The following is a 15,449-nucleotide window of genomic DNA, read 5'->3' on the forward strand; positions in this document are numbered from 1 at the left end:
AATGCCGTCTGAAAGGGTTTCAGACGGCATAGGGTGGGTTTATCGGTTTTGAAACTTTGGCTTTTGCCAGTGTTGGCGATGCTCTTCGTCGGCGTTGTTGCCGGTTTGGTCGGGTAGTACGGCGCGGCGTTCGGGGCGGTATTGGTTGTAGTTCATATTTTTTGAGTAGCTGCCGTCTTGGTAATAAACGGGTGTACCGGCGGGATATTTTTGACGGACGGCGGTCTTGCCGTTGCCGTCTTGATAAGTTTCCCACGCGCAGCCCGACAAAAGGGCGGCGGCGGCCGTTAGGAGGAGGAAGGTTTTACGCATAGCATTCTTTCGTATTTTCGGGGTTTGTGCGGGTATTGTAATGATTTTGGCGGCGTTCTGACAAAGTTTCTGCATACTGTGCCAGTTGCGTCATATCGCTTACGGAGGCGTCGATAAAGGGCAGCGCGTGGGATTTTGCGCCGAACCAGACGGTTTTCATACCCAGCGCCTTTGCCTGATGCAGGTTGTCCGCGCTGTCGTCCACCATAATGCAGCATTCGGGCGGTACGTCCAGCAGGCGGCAGACGTTGAGGTAGGCTTGCGGATTGGGTTTGTAGAGCAGGCCGAAATCATCCGTGCCGAACAGTGCGTCGAAACAGTTTTCCAAACCGAGTGCGCCGACAACGTCACGGACGTAAAACGACGGGCCGTTGGAAAAAACCGCCTTGCGCCCGTTCAGACGGCATAGGGTGTGTTCCGTATCCGCCATGCCGTGCAGCTTGGTCAGGATTGCATCGATCGGATGGCTTTCGCGTAAAAATTCCGCAATGTCGATTTCGGGATGGTGGATTTGCAGTCCGGCGAGCGTTGCGCCGTAGCGGTGCCAATAGTCTTGACGCAGGTCGGACGCGGCAGATTCGGAGAGTTTGAGGCGGCGTGCCATATAGCGTGTCATAGCGCGGTTGATGAGTGTGAAGATGCCTGCGTCGGCATCGTGCAGCGTGTTGTCGAGGTCGAACAGCCACACGGTCGGGTTTTCTTGCATGTTGAACCGTGAAAATTTGTTAGAATGTTATTTTACAGCGAATAGAGGAGGACTCGGAATGAAACGGAAAATTTGGCTGCTGCCGCTGCTGGCGGTTTCGGCATACCTGCAGGCGCAGACGGAAGTCAGGCTGGCGGTGCATAAGTCGTTCAGCCTGCCCAAAGGGTTGATTGCGCGCTTCGAGCGGGCAAACGATGCGAAAGTGTCGATTATTCAGGCGGGCGGCGCGAACGAAATGCTCAACAAACTGATTTTGAGCCGCGCCAACCCGATTGCCGACGCGGTGTACGGCTTGGACAACGCCAATATCGGCAAGGCGCGGGAAATGGGCATTTTGGCGGCGGCGCAACCCGGATCCGCCCCCGTCGCGGTCGGGCTGCCTTCGGCTTTGGCGGTCGATTACGGCTATGTGTCCATCAATTACGACAAAAAATGGTTTGAAGGCAAAAAGCTGCCCCTGCCGCAAACCCTTCAGGATTTGACCCGCCCCGAATATAAAAACCTATTGGTCGTGCCGTCTCCCGCCACGTCTTCCCCGGGGCTGGGCTTCCTGATGGCGAACATCAGCGGGATGGGCGAAGAAGGCGCGTTCAAATGGTGGGCACAGATGCGGCAGAACGGCGTGAAGGTCGCCAAAGGTTGGAGCGAGGCGTATTACACCGACTTTTCGCACAACGGCGGCGCGTATCCGCTGGTGGTCGGCTATGCCGCCAGCCCGGCGGCGGAAGTGTATTTTTCCAAAGGCAAATACGGCGAGCCGCCGACGGGCAACCTGTTTTTAAAAGGCGGCGTATTCCGTCAGGTCGAAGGCGCGGCGGTCTTGAAGGGCGCGAAACAGCCGAAGCTGGCGGCAAAACTGGTGCAATGGCTGCAAAGTCGGGAAGTGCAGCAGGCGGTTCCGTCCGAAATGTGGGTTTACCCCGCCGTCAAAAACACGCGACTGCCCGACGTGTTCCGTTTTGCACAAGCACCGACGCACACCACCGCACCCGCGCAGCGCGATATTGATGCGAACCAGCGCGGATGGGTTTCCCGTTGGATCAGGACGGTTTTGAAATAAAACAAACATACCGCCCCGCAGGGCTTCAGACGGCATTTTTACACCGGTGCCGATTCCGCAGCACGGGGCGGATGTTCGATCGAGAGGAAAAACAATGGACTTCAAACAATTTGATTTTTTACACCTGATGAGTGTTTCCGGCTGGGAGCATCTGGCTGAAAAGGCGTGGGCGTTCGGGCTGAACCTTGCCGCCGCGCTGCTTATTTTCCTGATTGGGAAATGGGCGGCGAAACGCATTGTCGCCGTGATGAGGGCGGCGATGACGCGCGCCAAGGTCGATGCCACGCTGATTAGTTTTTTGTGTAATGTTGCCAATATCGGCTTATTGATTTTGGTGATTATTGCCGCATTGGGCAGATTGGGCGTTTCCACAACATCCGTAACCGCCTTAATCGGCGGCGCGGGTTTGGCGGTGGCGTTGTCCCTGAAAGACCAACTGTCTAATTTTGCCGCCGGCGCGCTGATTATCCTGTTCCGCCCGTTCAAAGTCGGCGATTTTATCCGCGTCGGCGGTTTTGAAGGGTTTGTCCGGGAAATCAAGATGGTGCAGACTTCTTTGCGGACGACCGACAACGAAGAAGTCGTGCTGCCCAACAGCGTGGTGATGGGCAACAGCATCGTCAACCGTTCCACCCTGCCGCTGTGCCGCACCCAAGTGATAGTCGGCGTCGATTACGACTGCGATTTGAAAGTGGCGAAAGAGGCGGTGTTGAAAGCTGCCACAGAACACCCCTTGAGCATTCAAAACGAAGAGCGGCAGCCCGCCGCCTACATCACCGCCTTGGGCGACAACGCCATCGAAATCACATTATGGGCCTGGGCGCACGAGTCGGACCGCTGGACGCTGCAATGCGACTTGCACGAACAAGTGGTCGAAAACCTCCGCAAAGTCAATATCAACATCCCGTTCCCGCAACGCGACATACACATCATCAATTCTTAAACGCCGTCTGAAAGGGGAGTGGGAAATGGACGCGCTGCACACCATCGCCCGAAACCTGACGAAAAAACGTCAAACCGTAAGCTGTGCCGAATCCTGTACGGGCGGGCTGCTTGCCGCCGCATTCACAAGCGTTGCAGGCAGTTCGCAATGGTTCGACCAGAGTTTTGTAACATACAGCAACAAAGCCAAAGAAGACCGCTTGGGCGTGTTGCCCGAAACCCTGCTCGAACACGGCGCGGTCAGCCGCCAAACCGTCCATGAGATGGCGCGCGGCGCGAAAGCCGTGGCGCAGGCGGATTACGCCGTCGGTATTTCCGGCATCGCCGGTCCGGGCGGCGGCAGCGAAAGCAAACCCGTCGGCACGGTTTGGTTCGGGTTTGCCTTTCCGGGCGGAAGTTGCGAAGCAATGCGCCGTTTTGACGGCAACCGCGAATCCGTCCGCGCGCAGGCCGTCGCTTTTGCTTTGGAAAGGTTGGCGGGGCTGATTGAAAACGGCGGCGATGCCGTCTGAACAAAATCCCCATCGGATAAAAAATGCCGTCTGAAATGTTTCGGGTTTCAGACGGCATTTTGTCGGGTTAGGCGGCGGTGCGGCTTATTTCACTTTGCCTTTCAACGCGCCGTAGCCTGCCGCGTCCATTTGTTCCAGCGGGATGAATTTCAAACTTGCGCCGTTGATGCAGTAGCGCAGTCCGCCTTTGTCTCGCGGGCCGTCGGCGAAGACGTGTCCCAAGTGAGAATCGGCGGCATGGCTGCGTACTTCGGTGCGGCGCATGTTGTAGCTAAAATCGTCGTGTTCAGTAACGGCGGCGGCGTTAATCGGGCGGGTGAAGCTCGGCCAGCCGCAGCCGGAATCGAATTTGTCGGCGGAGCTGAACAGGGGTTCGCCGCTGACAACGTCCACATAAATGCCGGGTTTGAACAGATGGTCGTATTCGTGGCTGAAGGCGTATTCGGTCGCGCTGTGTTGGGTAACTTGGTATTGCTCTTCGGTCAGGATGCGTTTGAGTTCGGCATCACTGGGTTTTTTATACGTTACCGCGTCGAAGCCTTTGCCTTGCGGGGCGGCTTTGGTTTTGCCCGGCAGCGGTTCGTCGGCTTTGCGGATGTCGATGTGGCAATAGCCATTGGGGTTTTTAATCAGGTAGTCCTGATGGTATTCCTCGGCGTCGTAGAAGTTTTTCAGCGGCTCGTTTTCGACGACGAGGGGAAGTTTGTATTTTTGCTGCTCGCGTTTGAGTGCGGCGGCGATGACGGCTTTTTCGGCAGGGTCGGTGTAGTATACGCCGCTGCGGTATTGCGTGCCGGTGTCGTTGCCTTGTTTGTTGAGGCTGGTCGGGTCAACGACGCGGAAATAGTATTGCAGGATGTCGTCGAGACTGAGTTTGTCGGCATCGTAGGTGACTTTGACGGTTTCGGCGTGGCCCGTATGGTGGTAGGACACGTCTTCGTAGCTCGGATTTTTTGTTTTGCCGTTGGCGTAGCCGGATACTGCGTCAACCACGCCGTCTATGCGTTGGAAATAGGCTTCCAAGCCCCAGAAGCAGCCGCCGGCGAGGTAGATGGTGCGCGTATTCATGATTTTTGAATCCTTTTTCTGTGTGTCGGGTTTGTAGAACGAATGTTTCAAACTGCCCAAATCGGCATTCGGGTCGCGGATTAACGCCAATGCCTGCGCTTCGTTGATGCTGCCTTTGACGATGCGCTGCACGTCGCCGTCTTTACCGATTAACGCCCAAGAGGGGTAAACGCTGATATTCAGGCTTTGGGCAATGGTGCCGCCGTTGTCGGTAACGACGGGCAGCTTGGGATAATTCAAACCGGCATACCATTTTTGAAAGTCGCCGTCTTTTTTCTCGTGCAGAAAGCCCGGAGAGGCGACGGTAATCAGGTTGGCGGAGCTGAATTTTGCATCTCGCGCCCATTTTTCGGTTTGTCCCAGTTCGGACAAACACAAAGGACACCAGCTCGCCCAAAATTTAATCAGCGTCGGTTTGTCTTTTTTCAAGTAAACACCGGCGGGGCGGTTGTCCGCGGTTTTTAGAGTGGACAAAGTGTGCGGCACGGTCGCGGCTCCGGCATCTGCGGTTTTGGGCGAACACGCGCCCAGCGCAAACAGGCAGCCGAACTTGGCGCAAAGGGAAAAGAAGGTACGGTATTTCATTTTGATGTTTCCTGTGTGGATGGTTTGTATGATTAGACGTTTGAGATGCCGAAACCTTACAGTCCGGATTTTCAGACAACCTTGCCGCGCAAAATACGCTACAATATGGTTTATTTCAAGTTTCTAAAATTAAAAGGAAAATTCAATGTTCAGCTTCTTCCGTCGCAAGAAAAAACAGGAAACGCCCGCCCAAGGAGAAACCCGCATTCAGGAAACCGCCGCCGAAGCCGCAGGACGCGCCGAAACCGCTGTTTCGCAAACGATTGAAACGGTTTGGGAAAACACCGCCGAAAAAGCGGAAGAGCTGACGGCGGCAGACGCGATGCCGTCTGAAGCGGTTGAAGCTGCTGAAGAAGTGGCAGAACAGGCTGAGGCGGCTGAAAAAGCAGCGGAACACCTTGAATCCGCAAAAGAAGCGGTTGTTGAAACCGTCAGCGAAACCGTTGAGCAAGTTCAAGAAACCGCCGCCGAAATGCCGTCTGAAGCTGCTGAAGAAGTGGCAGAACAGGCTGAAGCAGTCAAAGAAGAAGCTGTTGAGGCAGTTAGCGGAGCTGCCGAGCAGATTCAAGAAGCCGTTGCCGAAATGCCGTCTGAAGTGGTTGAAGCTGCTGAAGAAGCAGCGGAACACCTTGAATCCGCAAAAGAAGCCGTTGTTGAAACCGTCAGCGAAGCTGCCGAGCAAGTTCAAGAAACCATTGCGGAAACCGTTGCGACAACTGAAGAACACAAGCTCAGTTGGGCGGCGCGTTTGAAACAAGGTTTGACCAAATCACGCGACAAAATGGCGAAATCGCTGGCAGGCGTGTTCGGCGGCGGACAAATCGACGAAGATTTATACGAAGAGCTGGAAACCGTGCTGATTACCAGCGATATGGGCATGGAAGCCACCGAATACCTGATGAAAGATGTGCGCGACCGTGTCAGCCTCAAAGGTCTCAAAGACGGCAACGAATTGCGCGGTGCGCTGAAAGAAGCCTTGTACGACCTGATTAAGCCTCTGGAGAAACCTTTGGTCTTGCCCGAAACCAAAGAGCCGTTTGTCATCATGCTTGCAGGCATCAACGGCGCGGGTAAAACCACCTCCATCGGCAAACTCGCCAAATATTTCCAAGCGCAGGGCAAATCAGTATTGCTGGCGGCAGGTGATACTTTCCGTGCCGCCGCGCGTGAGCAGCTTCAAGCTTGGGGCGAGCGCAACAACGTAACCGTGATTTCGCAAACCACAGGCGATTCCGCAGCCGTTTGTTTTGATGCCGTCCAAGCCGCCAAAGCGCGCGGCATCGACATTGTGCTTGCCGACACCGCCGGCCGCCTGCCCACGCAGCTTCATTTGATGGAAGAAATCAAAAAAGTGAAGCGCGTATTGCAAAAAGCCATGCCTGATGCGCCACATGAAATCATCGTCGTGCTTGATGCCAATATCGGTCAAAACGCCGTCAATCAAGTCAAAGCCTTTGACGACGCATTGGGTCTGACCGGTTTAATCGTTACCAAGCTAGACGGCACGGCAAAAGGCGGCATCCTCGCCGCGCTTGCCTCCGACCGCCCCGTCCCCGTCCGCTACATCGGCGTGGGCGAAGGCATAGACGATTTGCGCCCGTTTGACGCGCGCGCGTTTGTGGATGCGTTGTTGGATTGAGCCGAAATGCCGTCTGAAAACGGCGGATTGGTGTTTTCGGGAGATAGTGGGGATTGGCAGAATCGGTGGGCTTCAGCCCACCGATTCCATTGACCCTATCAATTCATACCAACTCCCAAAAAATGCGAACGCCCCTACGCGCCTGACACATTTACCGTATAAAATACCGAAACCGCCTCATACGGTATTTCACAAACCTTAACCCCTGCGCGTAAAAAACGTATAAACCCGAAACTGCCGCCGCCGCATCCCCTATAATTTCATCCAATAAAAAAAACGAGGCACATATCATGGCGAAAAAATTCCCCATATTCCCCAAAAATCCCGAGCGCATCTGTTGGGGGTGCGACAAATATTGCCGCGAAGACGATTTGCAGTGCGGCAACGGCTGCGAGCGCATCCAACACCCCATCGAGCTGGACGGGTGCGACTGGTATAAAAAAGGCGACTGGAGCAACCTCTTGAGCGAGGAGCAGCAAATCGAGCTGGGCTTGAAAGAAGCCCCTAAACCCACCAAACCCCATATCAAACTCCCCCTCAAAAACAAAATCGCCTGATGCATTCCTATGAAAATGCCGTCCGAAACAATTTCAGACGGCATTTTTTACGGCATACGCACAGGTTTGCCGTTATTCCGCACCTGCCCGAATTTTCAGACAAAACCGCGTCGGTATGCCGACCCACGCCATAATAAGATTGGTGATTGGATACGGTAGGGGTAATACCTTGTCAGAAATTAAGATGCCGTCTGAAACAATTTCAGACGGCATTTTTTATTTTTGGGCGCGTTTTTTATTTCTGCCTGTTTTTCCCATGCCGCCGCCTGCCGTGCGCAGGCTGTAGGGTAGGCTTCAGCCCACCAATCTCACCATTTCCATCAATCCCACCGTCTCGACCAACCCCATCACTTCACAACATCATCGAAAACACATGATATTGTGGGCAAATCGTTGAAACAGTCATAATCGGCAGGCAGGAATCCCTTTCTTCCGTTTGTGTTTTTGAGTTGATGAAGATGGTGGGAATAATCGATTGGGTGTTGGGGTTGGTGGAAATGGTGGGCTGAAGCCCGCCCTACAGTTCATCGTACAGTCCATCCTATTCCCCCACCTTATGTATCCGCCCTACAGCTGCCTCCTACCTGTGCATTTACCCTGCTCAAAGCCTTATCCACTATCTTGCAACCTGTCTGACAATCTGTTCTCTCTTACAAAATGCCGAAACTTTTTCAGGCTGCGTTTTGGGGCTGCTTGTGCGGAATTTGTCGGTAGGCGCGGTAGTAGGGTTCGAGCTGTCGGGCGATGAGTTGGAGCTGTTGGAGGAGGATATGGCTTTGTGTTCCGCTGCTGTGGGTGCGGAGGGTGTCGAGTTCGCCACGCAGTGTATCCAATGCCGTCTGAAAGTCGTCGGGTTCGGTTTCGGGCAGGTGTTGGAAGATGTGGGCGGTGTGTTCGGCGGCGAGGTGGAACTGTGCGGTAAAGTCGGGGCTGCATTCTTCGTGCATTTCGCTGCGGTATGCGCCGAGGGCGGAAATATAGCCGGTCAGGGCGTAGCCGGTTTTGAGGAGGGTGAAGCCGGGTTGCAGGCTGCCGGCGAATTTTTCGGGTTCGCCGCTCATGTCGGAGAGGGTGCTGCTGAGGGCGGCGGTGTGTTCGTGGGCGCGGCGGCGGGTGGCGCGGTATTCGACGTCGTCGCCTGTTTCGCCGCTTTTGAGGCGTTCGGTGATTTTTTCGAGATAGGCGCCGTTGCTGAGTACGGCAAGGGCGGCGGTGCGTTCGAGCGTGAGGTATTTCCAGTCGGGCCACAGGTAGCTGACCGCCGCCCAGGCAAGGGATGCGCCGATAATGGTGTCGATGATGCGCACGGGCATGGCGGCATATACGTCCAACCCTGCAAGCGACAGGCTGGTCAGTGCCTGAATGGTAATGAAAAATGTCGAGAAGCTGTATTTGTAGGTGCGGGTCATGAAGAACAGGGTGGTGCTGACGACGACGATCCAAAGCTTGGTTTCGACAGACGGGGTGAAGTAGGGGACGAGCGAGCCGACGATTACGCCGAGTACGGTACCGGCGATGCGCTGGCGGACGCGGCTTTTGGTGGCGGTGTAGTTGGGCTGGCAGACGAAAAGGGCGGTCAGCAGTATCCAGTAGCCGAGGTTGAGGTTGAGGGCTTCGACTATGGTGCAGGCGGTGGCAACGACGAGGGAGAGGCGGACGGCATGGCGGAATACGCCTGATTCGAGATTCAGTTGCGGACGGATTGTCTGCCAGGTGTTTTTGAGGTTGCCGGTCTCTATGGCGGCGATGCGGGTGTCGCCCATACGGTCGTTTTCTGCCTGCAGGCCGTTGTGCTGGAGTTGGCGGAATTGTTGGTCGACGCTGCCGAGGTTGTCGAGTAGGCGGCCGAGGTGGCGGATGTCGGGATTGTCGTTGCCGTCTGAAAGGAGGCTCAGCGACTGGCGGCAGCCTTCGATGGCGCGGCCGAGGCGTTTGCTGTATGTGTAGTCTTTGCCCGCCCTGAGTGCTTGGGCGGCATTGCGGCATGCCTGCCCCTGCATTTCGAGCAGGCGGTGGATGCGGAAGATGATGTCGGTGTTTTTGAATTTTTCGGACATCTCTTGGTAGTCGACGTGGGAGGAGCTGATGCGTTCGTGGATGTCTTGGGCGGCGAAGTAGTAGCGCAGCATTTTGGCGGTGCGCGGGTGGCGGTGTTTGCCGCGCAAACGGTAAAACAGGGCGGAACGGCATTGGTTGAAGGCGGTGATGACGCCTGTGTTGCTCATGGCGAGGTCGATGTGGCGGTTGCCTATCCATTCGGCTTCGTCGGGATCGAAAAAGTCGGCTTTGGCTTCGAGGTAGCCGCCGAGTGCGTCGTAGGCGTTGGCGACACTTTCTTGGACGGGGCGGTGTGGCAGGACGATTTGGAACAGGAGGATGGCGGTGCTGTACAGTACGGTGCCGCACAAAATCATGAAGGGGTTGGTCAGCCAGTAGGTTTCGGGGGTGTAGGTGAGGGTGGTGTAGGTGGCGACGGCGAGTGCGCCGAAGGCGAAGGTGCGGTATTTCAGCCCGACCGCGCCCATGATGGTAAAGCCGAAAGTCATCAGGGTCATGGCGAGGATGAATGGCAAACCTGTGCCGAGCGTGCTTTGCGCGACAAGTGAGGAGAGGGTGAACAGGGCGACGGTGGCGATGATGTTTTTCAGCCGTCCGGTCAGTCGGTTGTCCAAATCGACAAGGCCGCCGGCGATGATGCCGAGTACGAAGGGCATGGCGAGCTTGGGCTCGCCTAGCTGCCAGACGATGGAGGCGGCGGTAAAGACACTGGCGAAAACGGGAAGCGAGGTAATGAGCAGAGGCTTGAGGAGTGGGGTTTTCATGGTTTTACCGGTTTATTGTTATGAAGTGAATAAAGTGTAGCACATGAATGGGGCGGATAAAATCATGCCGTCTGAAAACGGGGATGCGGTTTTCAGACGGCATTGGGTTTTGCGGATTAGGAAACGAGGTTGAGACCGTTGACCCTGTCGTAAAGGAGTTCGGGCATTTTGCCTTCTTCGTACAGTTGGATGTGCAGGCGCAGGTTGTTGGCGGAAACGGACTGGCGCAGGGCTTCTTCGTAACTGATGATGCCGTGCCGGTACAGTTCGAAAAGGTTTTGGTCCATCGTCTGCATTCCGTCGGTTTTGGCGGTTTCCATGATTTTATTGATGTTCATCAGGTCGCCCTTCAGGATGAAGTCTTGAATGGCGGGCGTGTTGATGAGCAAATCGACAACCGCCGTCCTGCCGGTTTTGTCTTTTTTGAGGGCGAGACGTTGGCAGACGATACCGGACAGGTTGAGGGCGATGTCGATCAGTATTTGCTTGTGCTGTTCTTTGGGGTAGAAGTTGAGTATGCGTTCGAGCGACTGCGGCGCGGTGTTGGCGTGGAGCGTAAAAATGCACAGGTGGCCGGTTTGGGCGAGCTGCATCGCGTATTCCATATTTTCCCTGCTGCGGACTTCGCCGATGCAGACCACGTCGGGGGACTGGCGCATGGCGTTTTGTACCGCCGTCTGCCAGTTTATGGTGTCGACGCCGATTTCGCGCTGGGTAAAGATGCAGCGGCGCGGTTTGTAGATAAACTCTATCGGGTCTTCGATGGTAACGATATGGCCGGGCAGGGTTTTGTTGCGGTGTTCGAGCATAGTCGCCATCGTGGTGGATTTGCCCGAACCGGTAGGTCCGACGATAATCAGCAGCCCGCGCGGCGCGACGGCGAGGTCTTTGAGTTTTTCGGGCAGGCCCAATTCCTGCATTTGCGGGATGATGTGGTTGATGCGCCGCAAAACCAAACCTGCGTGGCCTTGGCTGTGGTAGGCGTTGGCGCGGTAGCGCGTGCCGCTGCGCGATTGGACGGAGTAGTTGATTTCGCCGTCGCGCTGGAATATTTCCGATTGTTCGGCGTTCATCGTCGATGCGGTGATGGCGGCGGTTTCCTCGCCCGTCAGAGCCTTTTGCGGCTGCGGGGTTAATGCGCCGTTGATTTTCAACGAGGGCGGGAATCCTTTGCTGATAAGGATGTCGGACGCGCTTTGCGCTTCTGCGGTTTCGCACAGGCGGTCGAGCAGCGGGTGGAGGTGTGCGCCGATTTCGGCCGGAGTTTCGGATCGGCTTTGTTTTTTTTGAGAATACACTTGAACCATTTCGTCCAAGATGTCGTGCAGGTTATTGGTACTCATCGTTAGCTTCTTTTCAGTTTAAGCCTTGCAGTTTGCGGCGGCAGGTTTCAACAGGAAGGCGGACGCTTCCTATTCGGAAGGGTATGCTGGGCTGGATGTCGCGTCCCGCCCTGCGTGTTTGCACCTTGTTTTTCCGCCGGTATGGCCGGAAGGCGGTGTGTGTCAGAAACTCATACTTTCGCTGTTTTGCGCGCGTTTGCGTGCGACTTCCGGTGCAATCAGCCCTTGGCGCACCAGCGATTGCAGCGATTGGTCCATCGTCTGCATACCGCTCGCCTGCCCGGTTTGCAGGACGGAGTTAATCTGCGCGATTTTGTTTTCGCGGATGAGGTTGCGGACGGCGGGGTTGGAAATCAGGATTTCGTGCGAGGCGACACGGCCGTTGCCGTCGCGCGTTTTCAGCAGGTTTTGGGAGATGACGGCGGTCAGCGATTCAGACAGCATAGAGCGCACCATTTCTTTCTCTCCGGCGGGGAATACGTCCACGATACGGTCGACGGTTTTTGCCGCGCCGGTCGTGTGCAGCGTGCCGAAAACCAAGTGTCCGGTTTCGGCGGCGGTCAGTGCCAAGCCGATGGTTTCAGGGTCGCGCATCTCGCCGACAAGGATAACGTCGGGGTCTTCGCGCAATGCGGAACTCAGCGCGTTGGCGAAACTGAGGGTGTGCTGGTGCAGCTCGCGCTGGTTAATCAGGGATTTTTTGCTTTGGTGGACGAATTCGATCGGGTCTTCGATGGTCAGGATGTGTGCCGGCTGGGTTTCGTTGATGTAGTTGATCATCGCGGCAAGCGTGGTGGATTTGCCCGAGCCGGTAGGGCCGGTAACCAATACCATGCCGCGCGGCGATTCTGCGATTTTTTGGAAAATGCGCGGGGCTTTCAATTCTTCCAGCGATAAGACGGTGCTGGGAATGGTGCGGAATACGGCGGCGGGGCCGCGGCCGGTGTTGAAGGCGTTGACGCGGAACCGGGCGACGTTGGGCAGTTCGAACGAGAAGTCGACTTCCAAGTTTTGCTGGTAGATTTTCCGCTGATGGTCGTTCATCACCGAAGTTACCATATTGCCGACCTCTTCCGCACTCATTTCGGGAAGGTTGATGCGCCGCATATCGCCGTGAACCCGAATCATAGGGGATATGCCCGAACTCAGGTGAAGGTCGGATGCTTTGTTTTTAACGCCGAAGGCGAGTAAGTCGGTAATCTGCATAATGGGATATTGTCCAGTATAATGTTTGGGTCGTTCGGTGTTTCCTACTTCTGAATTTTACTGCCCTGATTCTTGGGATTCAACTATTTAAGCATTTTTACCGGGGATAATTTATGACGGTTTTGCAAGAACGTTATCGTGAGGTGTCCGACCGTATCGGAAAATTGGTTCTGCAGGCGGGCAGGAAGCCGCATTCCGTCAGCCTGATTGCCGTCGGTAAGACTTTCCCTTCAGACGGTATCCGCGAAGTTTACGCCGCCGGACAGCGTGATTTCGGCGAGAACTATATTCAGGAGTGGTACGGCAAAACGGAGGAATTGGCGGATTTGACCGACATCGTGTGGCACGTTATCGGCGATGTGCAGTCCAACAAAACCAAGTTTGTCGCCGAACGCGCGCATTGGGTGCATACCGTATGCCGTCTAAAGACCGCCGTCCGGCTGAGCGGGCAGCGTCCTTCCTCAATGCCGCCCTTGCAGGTGTGTATCGAGGTGAACATTGCGGGCGAGGCGGCAAAACACGGTGTCGCGCCCGAAGAAGCGGTCGCGCTTGCCGTGGAAGTGGCGAAGCTGCCGAATATCGTCGTACGCGGACTGATGTGTGTTGCCAAAGCCAACAGCAGTGAAACGGAGTTGAAGGCGCAATTTCAAACGATGCGGAAACTGCTTGCCGACCTCAATGCGGCAGGAGTTAAGGCGGACGTGCTGTCTATGGGGATGTCGGACGATATGCCTGCCGCCATTGCGTGCGGTGCAACACACGTCCGTATCGGCAGCGCGATTTTCGGGAAAAGGGGCTGATGGAAATTCGGGTAATAAAATATACGGTAACGGCTGCGTTGCTTGCATTTACGGTTGCAGGCTGTCGGCTGGCGGGGGGGTATGAGTGTTCGTCCCTCACCGGCTGGTGTAAGCCGAGAAAGCCTGCCGCCATCGATTTTTGGGATATTGGCGGCGAGAGTCCGCCGTCTTTAGAGGACTACGAGATACCGCTTTCAGACGGCAATCGTTCCGTCAGGGCAAATGAATATGAATCCGCACAACAATCTTACTTTTACAGGAAAATAGGGAAGTTTGAAGCCTGCGGGCTGGATTGGCGTACGCGTGACGGCAAACCTTTAATTGAGACGTTCAAACAGGAAGGTTTTGATTGTTTGAAAAAGCAGGGGTTGCGGCGCAACGGCCTGTCCGAGCGCGCCCGATGGTAAAAAATTGGGAATGAATTTAGTAAGGTAATTTTGAATAGGGTAGAAATAATGAATGTTTATTTTCTCGGCGGCGGAAATATGGCGGCTGCCGTTGCGGGCGGATTGGTCAAACAAGGGGGATACCGTATCCATATAGCCAATCGGGGAGTGGAAAAACGCGAACGTTTGGAAAAAGAGTTGGGGGTCGAAACTTCTGAAACCTTGCCGGAGCTTCATTCCGACGATGTTTTAATCCTCGCCGTCAAGCCGCAGGATATGGAAGCCGCGTGCAAAAATATCCGCACCAACGGCGCATTGGTGCTTTCTGTCGCAGCCGGATTGTCAGTCGGTACGCTCAAACGTTACCTCGGGGGAAGCCGCCGCATTGTCCGGGTTATGCCGAATACGCCCGGAAAAATCGGGCTGGGCGTATCCGGTATGTATGCCGAAGCGGAAGTATCGGAAACAGACCGCAGGATTGCCGATCGAATCATGAAATCAGTCGGTTTGACCGTTTGGTTGGAAGATGAAGCGCAAATGCACAGCATTACTGGCATCAGCGGCAGCGGGCCGGCATATGTGTTTTATCTGTTGGATGCATTGCAAAATGCCGCCATCCGACAAGGGTTTGATATGGCAGAAGCACGCGCGCTCAGCCTGGCAACATTTAAAGGAGCGGTTGCCCTTGCCGAACAGACGGGTGAAGATTTCGAGAAGCTTCAAAAAAATGTAACGTCAAAAGGTGGGACAACCCACGAAGCTGTGGAAGCCTTCAGACGGCATCGTGTCGCCGAAGCCATAAATGAAGGCGTTTGTGCCTGTGTGCGCCGTTCGCAGGAAATGGAACGGCAATATCAATAATGTAAAGAAAATAAAAAAACCAATCCAAAACGTGTTATGATGCGCGTTTTTAAAAACGCCTTAGACAATAAGCCTTATAAAAATCAAAGGAATAAAGCCACTTTATGGTGCTTTGTTTTTTGCGGTGAACCGAGAGGACATACATTATGGCAAAGCTGACAGAACAAGATATTTTGAATTGGAACGGGCCGGAAGACGATTATATGAATGACGACCATTTGGCTTTTTTCCGCGAATTGCTGGTAAAAATGCAAGACGAACTTATCGAAAATGCTTCCGCTACGACAGGGCATCTCCAAGAACACGAATCAGCCCCCGATCCTGCCGACCGTGCCACACAGGAAGAAGAGTACGCATTGGAACTCCGTACCCGCGATCGGGAACGAAAACTTCTCAGTAAAATACAGGCGACCATCCGCAATATTGATGAAGGGGACTATGGATTCTGTGCTGATACGGGAGAACCTATCGGTCTGAAGCGGCTGCTGGCACGCCCGACAGCCACTTTATCTGTTGAGGCACAAGAACGCCGAGAGAGGATGAAAAAACAGTTTGCCGACTGAATAGCAGCAAACGAAATGCCGTCTGAAGCCCCAAGTTTCAGACGGCATATTCACAAAGGCGCACCAGCCAGAGGAGGGGGAGGAAGG

General features: G+C 54.9%; 16 protein-coding genes. 9 read left to right on the forward strand and 7 right to left on the reverse strand.

Going from position 1 to position 15,449, the window contains the following annotated elements:
- Nucleotides 1-39: 39 nt before the first annotated feature.
- Complete coding sequence (locus tag Q9J79_RS04990) at nucleotides 40-312, reverse strand: spore cortex protein (protein WP_301911178.1); 273 nt, start codon at nucleotides 310-312, stop codon at nucleotides 40-42.
- A complete protein-coding gene (locus Q9J79_RS04995) occupies nucleotides 305-1,018 on the reverse strand; it encodes a pyrimidine 5'-nucleotidase (RefSeq protein ID WP_301911179.1) in 714 nt (237 codons plus the stop codon). Before Q9J79_RS04995 ends, Q9J79_RS04990 begins: the two co-directional genes overlap by 8 nt.
- 58 nt (nucleotides 1,019-1,076) lie before the next feature.
- Here Q9J79_RS04995 and Q9J79_RS05000 point away from each other — a divergent pair, with 58 nt between their 5' ends.
- From Q9J79_RS05000 to Q9J79_RS05010, 3 genes are all read left to right on the forward strand, one after another.
- Nucleotides 1,077-2,078: a thiamine ABC transporter substrate-binding protein gene (locus tag Q9J79_RS05000; RefSeq protein ID WP_301911180.1), complete on the forward strand. Its 1,002-nt coding sequence runs from the start codon at nucleotides 1,077-1,079 to the stop codon at nucleotides 2,076-2,078.
- 94 nt (nucleotides 2,079-2,172) lie between these two features.
- Nucleotides 2,173-3,021 (forward strand): mechanosensitive ion channel family protein, encoded by an 849-nt coding sequence (locus tag Q9J79_RS05005; RefSeq protein WP_301911181.1) that lies wholly within the window; start codon nucleotides 2,173-2,175, stop codon nucleotides 3,019-3,021.
- A 25-nt stretch (nucleotides 3,022-3,046) separates the two neighbouring features.
- On the forward strand, nucleotides 3,047-3,532 hold the full coding sequence (locus tag Q9J79_RS05010) for a CinA family protein (RefSeq protein ID WP_301911182.1): 486 nt from the start codon (nucleotides 3,047-3,049) through the stop codon (nucleotides 3,530-3,532).
- 84 nt (nucleotides 3,533-3,616) lie between these two features.
- Here Q9J79_RS05010 and msrAB read toward each other — a convergent pair whose 3' ends face one another.
- A complete protein-coding gene (gene msrAB, locus Q9J79_RS05015; protein ID WP_301911183.1) occupies nucleotides 3,617-5,185 on the reverse strand; it encodes a bifunctional peptide-methionine (S)-S-oxide reductase MsrA/peptide-methionine (R)-S-oxide reductase MsrB in 1,569 nt (522 codons plus the stop codon).
- Nucleotides 5,186-5,330: 145 nt separating this feature from the next.
- On the opposite strand from msrAB, the gene ftsY reads away from it, so the two are divergent.
- Both ftsY and Q9J79_RS05025 read left to right on the forward strand, forming a co-directional pair.
- The gene (ftsY, locus tag Q9J79_RS05020; RefSeq protein WP_301911184.1) at nucleotides 5,331-6,824 is read left to right on the forward strand and encodes a signal recognition particle-docking protein FtsY; all 1,494 of its coding nucleotides are present in this window, start codon (nucleotides 5,331-5,333) and stop codon (nucleotides 6,822-6,824) included.
- A 290-nt stretch (nucleotides 6,825-7,114) separates the two neighbouring features.
- On the forward strand, nucleotides 7,115-7,381 hold the full coding sequence (locus tag Q9J79_RS05025) for a DUF3079 domain-containing protein (protein WP_301911185.1): 267 nt from the start codon (nucleotides 7,115-7,117) through the stop codon (nucleotides 7,379-7,381).
- Nucleotides 7,382-7,453: 72 nt separating this feature from the next.
- Here the strand turns inward: Q9J79_RS05025 and Q9J79_RS05030 are convergent, their stop codons facing one another.
- The 4 genes from Q9J79_RS05030 to pilT all read right to left on the reverse strand — a co-directional run bounded on the left by Q9J79_RS05030 (nucleotide 7,454) and on the right by pilT (nucleotide 12,752).
- Nucleotides 7,454-7,594: a hypothetical protein gene (locus tag Q9J79_RS05030; RefSeq protein ID WP_301911186.1), complete on the reverse strand. Its 141-nt coding sequence runs from the start codon at nucleotides 7,592-7,594 to the stop codon at nucleotides 7,454-7,456.
- Between the two features lie 458 nt (nucleotides 7,595-8,052).
- Nucleotides 8,053-10,203: a YccS family putative transporter gene (gene yccS / locus Q9J79_RS05035; RefSeq protein ID WP_301911187.1), complete on the reverse strand. Its 2,151-nt coding sequence runs from the start codon at nucleotides 10,201-10,203 to the stop codon at nucleotides 8,053-8,055.
- Between the two features lie 116 nt (nucleotides 10,204-10,319).
- Complete coding sequence (locus tag Q9J79_RS05040) at nucleotides 10,320-11,546, reverse strand: PilT/PilU family type 4a pilus ATPase (protein WP_301911189.1); 1,227 nt, start codon at nucleotides 11,544-11,546, stop codon at nucleotides 10,320-10,322.
- 162 nt (nucleotides 11,547-11,708) lie between these two features.
- Nucleotides 11,709-12,752 (reverse strand): type IV pilus twitching motility protein PilT, encoded by a 1,044-nt coding sequence (gene pilT, locus Q9J79_RS05045; RefSeq protein WP_003753675.1) that lies wholly within the window; start codon nucleotides 12,750-12,752, stop codon nucleotides 11,709-11,711.
- Nucleotides 12,753-12,865: 113 nt separating this feature from the next.
- Between pilT and Q9J79_RS05050 the strand changes: the two genes are divergently transcribed.
- The 4 genes from Q9J79_RS05050 to dksA all read left to right on the forward strand — a co-directional run bounded on the left by Q9J79_RS05050 (nucleotide 12,866) and on the right by dksA (nucleotide 15,362).
- Nucleotides 12,866-13,552 carry a YggS family pyridoxal phosphate-dependent enzyme gene (locus Q9J79_RS05050; protein WP_301911190.1) on the forward strand — a complete coding sequence of 229 codons (687 nt, stop codon included), beginning with the start codon at nucleotides 12,866-12,868 and terminating at the stop codon, nucleotides 13,550-13,552.
- Nucleotides 13,552-13,959, forward strand: coding sequence for an RNA-binding protein (locus Q9J79_RS05055; protein ID WP_301911191.1), 408 nt, complete (start codon nucleotides 13,552-13,554; stop codon nucleotides 13,957-13,959). Before Q9J79_RS05050 ends, Q9J79_RS05055 begins: the two co-directional genes overlap by 1 nt.
- A gap of 30 nt (nucleotides 13,960-13,989) precedes the next feature.
- Nucleotides 13,990-14,799 carry a pyrroline-5-carboxylate reductase gene (gene proC, locus Q9J79_RS05060; RefSeq protein WP_301911192.1) on the forward strand — a complete coding sequence of 270 codons (810 nt, stop codon included), beginning with the start codon at nucleotides 13,990-13,992 and terminating at the stop codon, nucleotides 14,797-14,799.
- A gap of 146 nt (nucleotides 14,800-14,945) precedes the next feature.
- Complete coding sequence (gene dksA / locus Q9J79_RS05065) at nucleotides 14,946-15,362, forward strand: RNA polymerase-binding protein DksA (RefSeq protein ID WP_301911193.1); 417 nt, start codon at nucleotides 14,946-14,948, stop codon at nucleotides 15,360-15,362.
- Nucleotides 15,363-15,449 lie beyond the last annotated feature (87 nt).

The sequence above is a fragment of the Neisseria viridiae genome, assembly GCF_962747995.1.
Lineage (GTDB): Bacteria > Pseudomonadota > Gammaproteobacteria > Burkholderiales > Neisseriaceae > Neisseria > Neisseria viridiae.